At 43.1% G+C, this 12,944-nt stretch carries 8 protein-coding genes; 7 read left to right on the top strand and 1 reads right to left on the bottom strand.

What is annotated here, in order from left to right; genetic code table 11:
* Positions 1-19: 19 nt before the first annotated feature.
* The 6 genes from ACKI39_RS06800 to ACKI39_RS06775 all read left to right on the top strand — a co-directional run bounded on the left by ACKI39_RS06800 (position 20) and on the right by ACKI39_RS06775 (position 9,951).
* Entirely contained in the window at positions 20-1,231 is a 1,212-nt protein-coding gene (locus ACKI39_RS06800) for a sugar ABC transporter substrate-binding protein (RefSeq protein ID WP_407398934.1), read from the top strand.
* A 157-nt stretch (positions 1,232-1,388) separates the two neighbouring features.
* On the top strand, positions 1,389-2,711 hold the full coding sequence (locus ACKI39_RS06795; protein WP_407398932.1) for a carbohydrate ABC transporter permease: 1,323 nt from the start codon (positions 1,389-1,391) through the stop codon (positions 2,709-2,711).
* On the top strand, positions 2,708-3,598 hold the full coding sequence (locus ACKI39_RS06790; RefSeq protein WP_407398930.1) for a sugar ABC transporter permease: 891 nt from the start codon (positions 2,708-2,710) through the stop codon (positions 3,596-3,598). The genes ACKI39_RS06795 and ACKI39_RS06790 overlap by 4 nt, the downstream gene beginning before the upstream one ends.
* 269 nt (positions 3,599-3,867) lie before the next feature.
* The gene (locus tag ACKI39_RS06785) at positions 3,868-6,036 is read left to right on the top strand and encodes a beta-galactosidase (protein ID WP_407398928.1); all 2,169 of its coding nucleotides are present in this window, start codon (positions 3,868-3,870) and stop codon (positions 6,034-6,036) included.
* A 76-nt stretch (positions 6,037-6,112) separates the two neighbouring features.
* Positions 6,113-7,393: a M18 family aminopeptidase gene (locus tag ACKI39_RS06780; protein WP_407398926.1), complete on the top strand. Its 1,281-nt coding sequence runs from the start codon at positions 6,113-6,115 to the stop codon at positions 7,391-7,393.
* A gap of 74 nt (positions 7,394-7,467) precedes the next feature.
* Positions 7,468-9,951 (top strand): heavy metal translocating P-type ATPase, encoded by a 2,484-nt coding sequence (locus ACKI39_RS06775; protein ID WP_407398924.1) that lies wholly within the window; start codon positions 7,468-7,470, stop codon positions 9,949-9,951.
* A 15-nt stretch (positions 9,952-9,966) separates the two neighbouring features.
* Here the strand turns inward: ACKI39_RS06775 and ACKI39_RS06770 are convergent, their stop codons facing one another.
* Positions 9,967-11,010, bottom strand: a complete 1,044-nt coding sequence (locus ACKI39_RS06770; RefSeq protein ID WP_407398922.1) for a GGDEF domain-containing protein — start codon at positions 11,008-11,010, stop codon at positions 9,967-9,969.
* Between the two features lie 235 nt (positions 11,011-11,245).
* On the opposite strand from ACKI39_RS06770, the gene ACKI39_RS06765 reads away from it, so the two are divergent.
* On the top strand, positions 11,246-12,751 hold the full coding sequence (locus tag ACKI39_RS06765) for an L-fucose/L-arabinose isomerase family protein (RefSeq protein ID WP_407398920.1): 1,506 nt from the start codon (positions 11,246-11,248) through the stop codon (positions 12,749-12,751).
* Positions 12,752-12,944: the final 193 nt, after the last annotated feature.

Here is a 12,944-nt window from a genome sequence, read left to right as displayed (position 1 = left end):
ATTGTCTAGGAGGATTTATATGAAGAAAGTTGTATTTGCAGCAGCTGCTATCGCTGCAGGTGTTCTTGCTTTGACAGGATGCTCAAAGAAAGAAGGAGCTTCAGCAAAGAAGTCTGAAGAAAAGGTTGTTCTCACAGTTTGGGAATCTCTCCAGGGGCCTGATGAATTCATCAAGCAGGCTGGAGAAGCATATTCAAAGGCTCATCCAAATGTAGAAATCAAGTTCGTGAATGTTGAACTTGGTGATGCTGCAGGACAGATTGCCCTTGACGGACCAGCTGGAGTAGGACCGGATATTTTTGCAGCTCCTCATGATAAGCTTGGAGAACTTGTAAATGGTGGTCACGTTCTTCCTACTGCTAATCCTGCTGCAGTTGCAGAATCAGTTCTTGGTGCATGTTCTGCAGCCCTTACATATGATGGAACAATGTATGGATATCCAGTTTCTGCAGAGACATATGCATTGTTCTACAATAAGGATCTCATTTCAGAATCTGATGTTCCAAAGACATGGGATGACCTTGCAAAGTGGACAAAGGAATTCAATGCAAACAAAAGCGGAAAGCGCGGATTTGTAATGGATGTCGGCAACGGATACTACACAATCCTCTTTACAACAGCAGGTGGAAACCGCCTCTTCGGAACATCAGGAACAGATACATCATCATCTTACCTCAACACAGCAAATGCTGTTAACGGCATGAAGTTCTTCCAGTCACTTAAGGACGCTCTCAATGTTCCAGCAGCTGACCTTGATACAGGTAACTGTGACGCAGCATTCCAGGGTGGAAACGCAGCAATGCACATCACTGGACCATGGAACATCAAGAACTTCAAGGATGCAGGCCTCAACTTCGGTGTTGCAGCAATTCCAGCACTTCCTGGCGACAACAAGCCTGCAGCTTCATTCTCTGGTACACGCGCTATGTTCGTATCTGCTTACTCTGATCATCCTGCAGAAGCAGCTGACTTTGCTCAGTTCCTCATCTCTGCTTCTATGCAGCAGCTCCGCTTCGACTTGACAGGTGCTATGCCTTCAGTCGATACACCAGTTTCAAGCCCATACATCGGCGGCTTCCTCAAGCAGCTTGACTACGCATTCCCAATGCCATCAATTCCTGAAATGGCAAAGTTCTGGGAAACAATGGGTAACACATCAAAGAACATCTGGGACGGTGCAGACGTACAGGCAGAACTTGATGCATGTAACGCAGCTATCATTTCTAAATAATTTTTAGATAGTTTGCTCGGTGTGGGGAAGCGTAAAGTTTCCCCGCATCTTCGGACGCTCAAGAAAAAGAGATTGTTTCCCTTGAGTTTCCGAAGATGTATGGTTGAATGAATCATGCAGTTTGATTGAGTTTATTTTATTAATTGCGAGGTGCCTTATGCGGATAGAATCCGACGGAAGTTCAGCAAAGAAGGTAAAGATGACGGCCTGTGGTTTCATGGGACTGTCTCATATTCTTTACCTTAAACAGTATTTGAAAGGCGGACTTTTTGCAGCAGTAGAAGTCCTCTTCCTTTGTTATTTGCCAACAGTATGCAAAAAGGTTTATGACCTGATTACTCTTGGTGATCCACAGCCAGATGTCCCTCTTAAGCTCCGTAACAATTCCATGTTCATGCTTATTGATGGTATCCTTACGCTTTCAATCGTTGCAGTTTTTGCAATCCTCTACTGGATTTCTGTAAAGAGTGCAAATCGCGGTTACTGCGAATATACAAGAACTAAAAGGTTCATGTCACAGAAAACTTCAATGGCAGAAATCGGAAGCAATGCTTTCCCAATTTCAGGTCTTGCACCTTGCGTGCTAATGCTCCTTGTGTTTGTTGTTGTTCCTTTGCTTTTCAGCGTTTGCGTTGCCTTTACAAACTATTCGGCTCCAGAACACATCACTCCTAAAAACACCGTAGACTGGGTTGGATTCACAAACTTCAAGGACCTTCTTTTTGGAGGAACAACCTGGTCAAAGGGATTTGCACGCATTGCACTCTGGACCCTCGTATGGGCAGTTGCTTCAACCTTCACCTGTTACTTCTGCGGACTTCTTGTTGCTGTTCACCTTACTGAAAGTGGCGTAAAGTTTTCATCAGTGTTCAGGTTCATCTTCATCCTTCCGTATGCAGTACCTTCCGTAATCACAATGATTCTCTGGAAGCACATGCTCAACGGAACTTTCGGTATCGTAAACAGAACTCTTCAGGCTATTGGAATCCTTCGCCTTGACCAGACGATTCCGTGGCTTGGAAATGCAAATCTTGCACAGCTCATGTGCGTTGTGGTCAACCTTTGGGCTGGATTCGGATACTTCATGATGCTTTCCATGGGAACGATGACCGCCATTCCAAAGGATATGTATGAGGCTGCAAAAATCGATGGTGCTTCAAGCTTTCAGACGCTCAAGAGCATAACATTGCCTTTGGTCCTTTACCAGACAATGCCATTGATCATCATGAGTTTTACACACAACATCAATAACTTCGGAATCATCTTCTTCCTTACTGGTGGTAATCCTGTTGTCAAAGACAGTACTGCAACAATGGCAGGCGGAACAGATATTCTCGTTACCTGGATTTACAAGCTCACAATTACATTGCAGAAATACAATTATGCTTCGGTTATTGCAGTACTCATCTTCGTTGTGCTTGCTCCGTTTGCAATCTATCAGTTCAGAAATACAAAGGCTTTCAAGGAAGGTGAAGTATGAAAATTCAGAATTCAGTACGCACGCTCAATTTAACTTTTTCCTACATTTTATTCGTAATAATTTCGCTCATTGTTTTCTATCCTTTGGTTTATGTTGTGTCTGCAGCCTTTGCTCCAGGAAACAGCATTGCCAACTTGAGCATCATTCCTTTTGGCAACGGTCATACAATCCGTCTTTCAAGCGATCTGACAATTGCGGTGGGAAATGGATTCACCCTTGATCACTTCAAGTATCTTTTTACAAAGACTGACTACTGGATGTGGTTCAAGAACACTCTCTTTGTTGCCCTCTGGACTACAGCCCTTACAGTTGTTATTTCGTCATTGAGCGCCTATGTATTCTCTCGCTTTAGGTTTGCCTTCAAGCACAGCCTTTTGATGAGCCTTCTTGTCCTTCAGATTTTCCCTTCTTTCGTAGGAATGATTGCCATCTATGTAATCCTCATGCGCATCGGTGGACTTGATACCCTCTGGGGACTTGTACTCATCTATGTTTCAGGAAACATTCCTTACAACACCTGGATGGTAAAAAGCTACATGGATACAGTAAGCAAGAATCTTGATGAAGCCGCCCGCATTGACGGTGCAAGCCACTTCAGGACTTTTGCCACAATCATTCTTCCGGTAACAAGGCCAATCATTACCTTCCTTGCAGTTTCAAGCTTTACAGGCCCTTGGATGGACTTCATTTTCCCTAAGATGGTTTTGAGAAGCCCAGAAAAGCAGACCCTTGCCCTTGGTTTGTTCTCTTTCGTTACTGACAAAAAGAACGAGTTTACGAACTTTGCCGCAGGTGCCCTTGTAGTTGCAATTCCGTTCGTCATCTTCTTCCTGTTCAGCCAGAAAGCCATGATGATGAGCATGAGCACGGCAGCGGTTAAGGAATAATGGAATAAAGATAGGGTGCGCAATTAGTTGCGCACTTTATTTTGATTGGGTATCAACACGCGTTGACCTATTTCTGTTCTGTGCTATATTAGAGCTGAAGGTACGACAGAGGGGACAGACCCCTAAAACAGCAAACAAAGGGGACAGACCCCCTTTGAAAAATGAAAAAGTAAAAGGAAATGTTGCAGATACATAGGGGTCTGTCCCCTCTGAAAGTGCATCATGACAGTAAATAAGAAGGGGTCTGTCCCCTCTGACATGGAGATTCTATGACAACTTATTCTTTTGACAATAAAAGCCTTTTGAAGGACGGTAAAAGATGGTTCCCTGTAATGGGAGAAATCCATTATTCCCGATATCCAGATTGCGACTGGAAGGAAGCCCTTCTTAAAATGAAGGAAGGCGGAGTCGATATCGTTTCTTCCTATGTTATCTGGATTCATCATGAAGAAATTGAAAATGAATTTGACTGGACCGGTTGGAGAAACCTCCGCAAGTTCGTTGAAACCATTAAGGAATGCGGACTTACAATGGTTATCCGCATTGGACCTTGGAGCCATGCGGAAGTTCGCCACGGTGGATTCCCTGACTGGCTTTTGGCAAAGTGCCCTGATGCCCGTTCCACAAACGACGAAAAATATTTTGCAGAAGTTGAAAAATGGTACAAGGCAATCTATGAACAGGTTGAAGGTCTGTTTGTAAAAGACGGCGGTCCAATCATCGGCGTTCAGATTGAAAATGAATACGGACACTGCGGCGGACTTTCCGGAGCGGAAGGCGAAGCACACATGAAGCGCCTTGAAAAGATGGCCCGCGAAATCGGATTTGATGCACCTCTCTATACTGCTACAGGCTGGGGTGGAGCGGTTACTGCCGGAATGCTTCCTGTAATGGGTGGCTATTGCGAATCTCCTTGGGATCCACGCATCACTGAAATTGAACCAAGCGGAAACTATGTGTTCACCCATGAAAGAAACGACCATGCCATTGGTTGTGACTTTGGAATCGGCGAAACAATTACCTTCGACATGACAAAATTCCCGTACCTTACTGCGGAACTCGGCGGTGGACTTCAGGTTACCTTGAAGCGCCGTCCTGTTGCCCAGCCTAAGGACATAGGCGGAATGAGCCTTGCAAAAATGGGAAGCGGCTGCAATCTCCTTGGCTACTACATGTATCACGGCGGACAGAACCCTGAAGGAAAACTCACGACCCTTGAAGAAAACATAGCTACAGGTTCTCTCAACGACATGAGCGTAAAGAACTATGACTTCCGTGCACCTCTTGGGCAGTACGGAATGCCAAACGGCACATACAACGAAATAAAACTCTATTCAATGTTCGTGCATGACTTTGGAGAAAAATTTGCTGAGACCGACACTTTCCTTCCTGAAAGCAATCCTGTAACGGCGGCAAACTTTACGGATCTTAGAACAAGCTGGAGAGCCTATAACTGCAAATGCGGTAAAAAGCGCGGATGGACTTTTGCAAGCAGCTTTCAGAGACGCTATATAATGGCTGACCATAAAAACATAGTGCTTGAAAACAAGGAATATGATGTTAAGTTCCCTGCTGTTGATGTTCTTGACGGAGATTTTTTCTTTATTCCGTTTAATATGAAGTGCGGTGAAAGTGAAATTGCAACTTCCCTTTGTACTCCTTTGTGCAGGCTTGATAATGAACGCAAGGCTTTTGTTTTCTACAGCAATGCACGTCCTGCCGGTGGAACTTTTGTAAAGGCAAGCAATGTTGCATCATCCGACAAGACTGACGGAACCTATTATCAGTTTGTTGGAAATCCAACAGGCGATGAAGATATAATAACATTGACGAGAGAAGATGCTGAAAATGCCCATAAGGTTGTGTCTGGCGGTGTTCAGTATCTGCTCATAGCAAGGGATGTTATGTATCAGGATAAGACAGATGGTGATGATATCCTTAATTTCCAGTCAAATGGAGATGTCGAATTCAAGATTTATCCTGCACTGAAAAGGATTCCTGATGGATTTGAAAAGAAGGGAACAGAAAACGGATTTGAAGTGTACGCTAAAACTGGATGTGCAAGAAAAGCTCCGACAGTAAGCTTTGAAAAGATTTCTGATGACGAAAAAACAGCAGCATATAAGATAAATGTGGAATCCTTTGAAAACCTTGATGATGCCTTCATTGATATTGCATACACGGCAAACTGTGCAAGGCTGTATGAAAATGGAAAACTCATTGATGATGCAATATATGCAGGTGATGACTATCCATGGTCCATTGGTCTCAAGCGCTATGGAAAGAACTCCCATGAATTCATGCTGGAACTTGATTTACTTGAGAAAGATGCAAAGATATTCATTGAAAAGTGGCCTGAGTTTGGCGATCGTTCCTCCCATATGACTGTCAGGGCCATTGCTTCGAGAGCCTATGTAAATACTAGGGTAAAACTGTAGCATACTCCTCCTTTGGACTGTCTGTAGTATTCAGGCAGTCCTTTTTTTGTTGTTCTCTCCATGGTATAATGCTTCTATGGCAGACATAAAAAATGCAAGTGAACTCCTTGCTTTCATAAAAAAATCACCGAGCTGTTTTCATGCAGTTTCAAATATTGTAGAAATTCTCAAGGCTAAAGGTTTTATTGAACTCAATGAAAATGAAAGATGGAAGGTTGCAAAAGGAAAATCCTATTTTGTAAAACGAAATAATTCTTCCATCATTGCTTTCTCCATACCTGAAGACACTTTTTCGCGGTTCCTCATCTGTGCAAGCCATAGCGATTCTCCGTGTTTTAAAATAAAGGAAAATCCTGAGATGCTTGCAGAGGATACATATGTTCGCCTCAATGTTGAAAAATACGGAGGCATGCTATGTGCTCCTTGGTTTGACAGGCCTCTTTCCGTTGCTGGACGCTTGATTCTAAAGACGGATTCTCCATTGAAGTTTGAAGAAAAGCTTGTCTCTATTGATGAAGACCTTCTTATAATTCCCAATCTTGCGATACACATGAATCGCGAGGCAAACGATGGAATGAAATATAATGTCCAGAACGATATGCTTCCTGTTTTTTCATGCAATAAAGAAATTAAGCTTGTTGAATATGTTGCAGAATCAGCTGGCGTAAGTATGGATGAAGTGAAAGGCAGCGATCTCTTTCTCTATTGCCGTGACGAAGGAACTTTTATTGGTGCCGATAGAAACATCATAGCTTCTCCAAGGCTGGATGATCTTGAATGTGCCTGGACCACATTGCAGGGATTCATCGATTCAAAAAATGAAAGTGCTGTAAAAGTTTTCTGTGTCTTTGACAATGAAGAGGTTGGAAGTCTTACGCGGCAGGGTGCTGATTCAACATTTATGGAAGATGTTTTAAGGAGGATCAATTCTGCCTGTGGAAGGAGTGAAGAAGATTTCCATGTTGCCGTTTCCGATAGCTTCATGATAAGTGCAGACAATGCCCATGCCCTGCACCCTAACCACAGTTCAATCGCTGATCCTGTCAACAGACCTATGCTCAACAAGGGTCCGGTTATCAAATTCAATGCGGCACAAAAATATACTACTGACGGTGTAAGTTCTGCCATGTTCCGTTCCGTCTGTGAAAAAGCAGGGGTTCCTGTCCAGGTTTATACAAACCGTTCTGACATTGCAGGGGGATCCACATTGGGAAATCTCAGCAACGCCCATGTTTCCCTACGCTGTGTCGACATAGGTCTTGCTCAATGGGCAATGCATTCACCTTATGAGACTGCGGGAGTGCAGGATGTTGATTATATGATATCAGCAGTGAAGGAGTTTTACTCTGCTGAATAAAGACTGAATTTGAATTTTCTGTTGAAGTTTATTATATTGTTGGTGTTACTTATTGCTAACTTAATGAGGCGTATATGCAGAAATTCAATATATCGGGAATGTCCTGTGCGGCTTGTGCTGCAAGAATAGAGAAAGCGGTTTCCAAGGTTAAGGGGGTTGAAAGCTGTGCCGTCAATCTTCTTGCCAATTCAATGTCCGTCGAAGGTAGCGCGGAATCACAAAAGGTCATCGATGCTGTCGTAGATGCTGGATATGGTGCTTCTGCCTTAGATGAATTTTCAAAGAAAATTTCAGTTGAAAATAAATCTGATGACGGCAATTCTGAAACTCAGATGTTGAGGAATCGTCTAGTTTCATCTCTTTGTGTTCTTGTTGTACTCATGTATTTTTCCATGGGGCACATGATGTTCAAGGCTCCATTGCCTTCCTTCTTTGACGGAAATCCTGTTGCTTTTGCCCTTGTTCAGTTCATTCTTTCTGCCTTTATCCTTTTGGTCAATCGGAAATTCTTTATAAGCGGTACAAATGCGTTTAAGAAACTTTCTCCAAACATGGATTCTCTTGTAGCCTTGGGATCAGGAATTTCCTTTCTGTATTCTACAGTGGTTCTTTTTATGCTTACGGATGCTGTCGTTAAAAATGATGGCTCTTTGACAGCTCTCTGCCTGAAAAACCTTTATTTTGAAGGTGCTGCAATGATTGTCACCTTGATTACAGTCGGAAAGCTTTTGGAATCGGTTTCAAAGGGAAAGACCACGAACGCAGTAAAATCCTTGATGGAATATGCTCCTTCGACGGCAATTGTGGAGCGTGACGGTATTGAGGTTACTGTTGCTGCTGGAGAAATTCTTGCAGGTGAAACCATAATCGTAAAAAACGGTGCAAAAATTCCTGCGGATGGAACTGTAATGGAAGGTCATTGTTCCATCGATGAATCTTCATTGACTGGTGAAAGCATCCCTGTTGAAAAAAAGGCAGGCAGCAAGGTCTTTGCTTCTACATTATGTACCCAGGGCTTCATGAAAGTCCGTGCGGAGAAAGTAGGGCAGGATACTGGTTTTTCAAAAATCATTCAGATGGTCATGGATGCATCTTCTGGAAAGGCTCCTGTGCAGCGCATTGCAGACAAGGTTTCGGGAGTTTTCGTTCCAGTTGTTATTTCCATAGCCCTTTTGACATTTTTCATATGGATTCTAAAAGACGCCGATATGTCCTTTGCTTTGTCCCGAGCAGTCGCAGTTCTTGTCATAAGCTGCCCATGTGCCTTGGGTCTTGCTGTTCCTGTAGCCATCATGGCAGGCTGTGGAGTAGGTGCAAGAAATGGAATTCTATTTAAAAGTTCTGCTGCTCTTGAAAATGCAGGCCGAACAAAAATTGTCTGCTTTGACAAGACTGGAACTTTGACGAAGGGAATTCCTGAAGTCACCGATGTTGTCTGCTATTCATCATCTGAAAATGAACTATTGTCATTTGCCGCTAGTCTTGAAAGCAGAAGCAGCCATCCTCTCGCTCGGGCCGTAATGGAAAAAACAGTAGGAATGAAATTTGCAGAAGCTGAAAACTACGAAGAAATTCCTGGAAGCGGAATAAAAGGAACTGTTTGTGGAAAGAATGTTCTTGTCGGAAACAGCAGCTTTGTAACAGGTTTGGATGAAGTAGCAAAAGATGAACTTGAGAGACTTGCAGGTGAAGGAAAAACGCCTCTTCTCTGTTCCGTTGATGGAAAGCTCATAGGTATTATTGCAGTGGCAGATTCCCTTAAGGAGGATGCAGCCATAGCGATTGAACAGTTCAGGAAAATCGGTGTAGAGACTGCCATGATTACTGGCGACAATGAAATCACAGCAAAGGCAGTAGGAAAAAAGGCTGGTATTTTAAAAGTTTTTGCAGGTGTAAAGCCTGATGAAAAATCTGTGATTGTGGCTGAGTTGAAAAAGAAATTCGGATCTACGGCAATGACAGGCGATGGCGTTAACGATGCGGTCGCTTTGACTTCAGCTGATACAGGTATTGCCATAGGAGCTGGAACTGATGTTGCCATTGATGCTGCAAGTGTTGTTCTTGTAAAAAGTCGGGTGCTGGATTGTTTTGATGCCATAAGGCTGAGCCGTTCTGTTCTCAGAGTCATCCATCAGAATCTTTTCTGGGCGTTCATCTACAACATGCTTGGAATACCTCTTGCCGCAGGTGTCTTCCATCACAGATTTGGACTTGACCTTAATCCGATGGTTGCCGCTGCCTGCATGAGCCTTTCAAGTTTCTGTGTTGTAACCAATGCCTTGAGGTTGAATTTGTTCCGTGCAAAAAAATACGATACAATTAACGAAGACCAAAAAATCCAGAATAGGAGGAACGATATGGAAAAGACATTTAATGTAGAGGGTATGATGTGTTCTCATTGTGAAGCACATGTAAGGGAAGCAGTTGGAAAAATTGCTGGAGTCACAGAGGTTGTGGCTGACCATAACGCTTCAAAGGTAACGGTAAAGCTTTCTGCAGATGTTGATGACTCTGCAATCAAGGCTGCGATCGAAGGTGCAGGTTACAAAGTAAACTGATTCATCCTCTCGTATTTATTCATCAGTGCTGACGATTCTGTTCTTTCCTGTCTGCTTGCCGTGGTAAAGACGGGAGTCGGCGATGCCTATGGTTTCGTTGAGTGTGCTGTTCATTTCTGAAACTGCACATCCACCTGTTATGGTCACCTTGAATTTTGTTCCGTCTGAATTGAATTCAAGCTGTGATATCTTTGATGCGATTTTCTGAACAAGGTCAGTCATCGAGTTCTTGTATATTGAATTCTGCCTTATTATTAAAAACTCTTCTCCACCCCATCTGCAAGCCGTTGTTATTTCATTCTCATAACCTTGAAGCACCTTGCCTATTCCTTTAAGTACAATGTCTCCCATGTTGTGACCATAGGTGTCGTTGATTTTTTTGAAGTCATCGATGTCAAGGATTGCTATTGAATATGGAATACCCTCTGCGTGCAGCGTATCAATGGCTCTGTCCAGTTCAGCACGGATACCTCTGCGGTTATAGAGCTTTGTAAGTTCATCCCTGAATGCCTGTTTCTTTATAAGGTATGCAAAACGGATTGCGTTCACTCTGAACAGGTTTGAAAGGAATGCCAGTCCAAAGAAAGTACTTATGTAATTGATCAGGACAATCTTGTCTACTGCAATTTCAGGTATTTGATAGAGAGGCTTGAGATGTCGGGATATGCCGTAGCTTATGAAGAACAAGGCTGTTGAAGTAAGTCCTAAGAATTTCTGTCTGAAGGAAAGCTTTCTTGATTCAAGTGAAAATGACATGAGTACGGAAAACACCATGATTCCAAGATAATAGTATTGGAACTGAAGCTCCCATCCCATAAAAATTATTGCCATGAAAACCTGCAGCTCAAGTTGAAAAAGAGCAAAAAAAATGAGAAGGAACGGATTTGTTTTCTTCCTGAACATCAGCAGGGTAGTCATGATGATGCATCCTATGGTGTTCTGTGCTGTACATGCATAGACTCCGTGAACCGCTGAATGAATGAGCATGAAAATATGCGTGATGAGTACGATGGAAAGAAATGCCGTAAGATAGAATAGGGTTCCTGATTTTGGTTTCATCACCTCTCCTCTCGATTTCAGTATGTCACAAATCTATCATTTTGTTCAATATAATGGGATTTTATTATCATTTTGTGCGTAAATGAATATAGAACAAGATATTTTCTTGACAATTCATCATAGTGGTATTACACTCAAGATGGCAACCGGTTGCCAAAATTAAAATTCCGGAAATCTTAGGACTCTGTTCGGGTGAACAGAAAAAAAATATATCCAATTAAGGAGCAAACACACTATGGCAAAGTTTGAAAACATCCCAGATGTAAAACTTGGTATCATCGCAGTAAGCCGCGACTGTTTCGTAATCTCTCTTTCAGAAAAGAGAAGAGCAGCTATCGTTAAGGCTTTTGCAGGCAAAGGCGAACTCTACGAAGCAAAGACAACTGTAGAGAATGAAAAGGACATGCTTAAGGCTGTTGATGAAGTAAAGAACGCTGGATGTAACGCTCTTGTTGTATTCCTCGGAAACTTCGGTCCAGAAACACCAGAAACACAGATTGCACAGAAGTTTGACGGACCTTGCATGTTCGTAGCTGCTGCAGAAGAAACACAGAACGACCTTATCAACGGACGTGGTGACGCATACTGTGGTATGCTCAACTGTTCATACAACCTCAATCTCCGCAAGATTCCTGGAATCATTCCAGAATATCCAGTTGGAACAGCTGATGACATCGTAAAGATGATCGAAGAATTCATTCCAGTTGCACGCGCAATCATCGGTCTTGCAAGCCTCAAGATCATCACATTCGGACCACGCCCACAGGACTTCTTTGCATGTAACGCACCAATCAAGGGTCTCTACGACATCGGTGTTGAAATCCAGGAAAACTCAGAACTTGACCTTCTCGTTGCATACCGCGCACACAAAGACGACAAGCGCATTGCAGATGTTGTAAAGGAAATGGAAGCAGAACTTGGTTCAAGCGGAAACAACTTCCCTGATCTTCTTCCACGCATGGCTCAGTTTGAACTTACTCTCCTTGACTGGGCAGAAGCAAACAAGGGCTGCAAGAAGTACGTTGTATTCGCAGACAAGTGCTGGCCAGCATTCCCTAAGGAATTCGGCTTTGAACCTTGCTATGTAAACAGCCGCCTCGCATCACGCGGAATCCCTGTTGCATGTGAAGTAGATATCTTTGGTGCCCTCTCTGAATACATCGGTACATGTATCTCAGGTAGCCCAGTTACTCTCCTTGACATCAACAACTCTGTTCCACAGGATATGTACGATGAAAGCATCAAGGGCAAGTTCTCTTACCCATATGTTCTCAACGACACATTCATGGCATTCCACTGTGGTAACACACCATTCTGCTGCATGAATAAGGCTTGCAACCCTGGCGTTAAGTTCCAGCTCATCCAGAACCGCCTCCTCGAAAACGGTGGTACACCAGACTTCACACGTGGTACTCTCGAAGGAGACATCATGCCAGGTCCAATCACATTCTTCAGATTGCAGACAACTCCAGATACAAAGCTCCAGGCATACATTGCACAGGGTGAAATCCTCCCAGTTGCAACACGCTCATTCGGTGGTATCGGTGTATTCGCAATTCCAGAAATGGGAAGATTCTACCGCCACGTTCTCATCCAGAAGAACTACCCACACCACGGTGCAGTTGCTTTCGGACACCACGGAAAGGCATTGTTCACATTGTTCCAGTACCTCAAGATTGCTGATGTTGCATACAATCAGCCAAAGGGAACATTGTACCCAACAGAAAATCCATTTAATTAATTTCTAGTTGATTTTTTCGGTCCCCCTGGATTCTGTTCAGGGGGATTTTTTGTTTGATGAATTTACAATCTAAGTGCAACAAATGAAAAGACCCATAAAATCAACTATAATGGTGTTTGTTCAAGACATTATTACAGGAGATAAAATGGGTCACTACAAACATCTTAGCACAATAGAGCGAGAAATCATACTG

This window comes from Treponema sp. (genome assembly GCF_045641405.1).
Lineage (GTDB): Bacteria > Spirochaetota > Spirochaetia > Treponematales > Treponemataceae > Treponema_D.
Note: the sequence above shows the minus strand (reverse complement) of the source record. Positions and strands in the feature narration are given on the sequence as shown.

Excerpts from the sequence above, each read along its gene's own strand:
- ACKI39_RS06800 (WP_407398934.1), top strand. The coding sequence starts at position 20 with ATGAAGAAAGTTGTATTTGCAGCAGCTGCTATCGCTGCAGGTGTTCTT.
- ACKI39_RS06795 (WP_407398932.1), top strand. The coding sequence starts at position 1,389 with ATGCGGATAGAATCCGACGGAAGTTCAGCAAAGAAGGTAAAGATGACG.
- ACKI39_RS06790 (WP_407398930.1), top strand. The coding sequence starts at position 2,708 with ATGAAAATTCAGAATTCAGTACGCACGCTCAATTTAACTTTTTCCTAC.
- ACKI39_RS06785 (WP_407398928.1), top strand. The coding sequence starts at position 3,868 with ATGACAACTTATTCTTTTGACAATAAAAGCCTTTTGAAGGACGGTAAA.
- ACKI39_RS06780 (WP_407398926.1), top strand. The coding sequence starts at position 6,113 with ATGGCAGACATAAAAAATGCAAGTGAACTCCTTGCTTTCATAAAAAAA.
- ACKI39_RS06775 (WP_407398924.1), top strand. The coding sequence starts at position 7,468 with ATGCAGAAATTCAATATATCGGGAATGTCCTGTGCGGCTTGTGCTGCA.
- ACKI39_RS06770 (WP_407398922.1), bottom strand. The coding sequence starts at position 11,010 with ATGAAACCAAAATCAGGAACCCTATTCTATCTTACGGCATTTCTTTCC.
- ACKI39_RS06765 (WP_407398920.1), top strand. The coding sequence starts at position 11,246 with ATGGCAAAGTTTGAAAACATCCCAGATGTAAAACTTGGTATCATCGCA.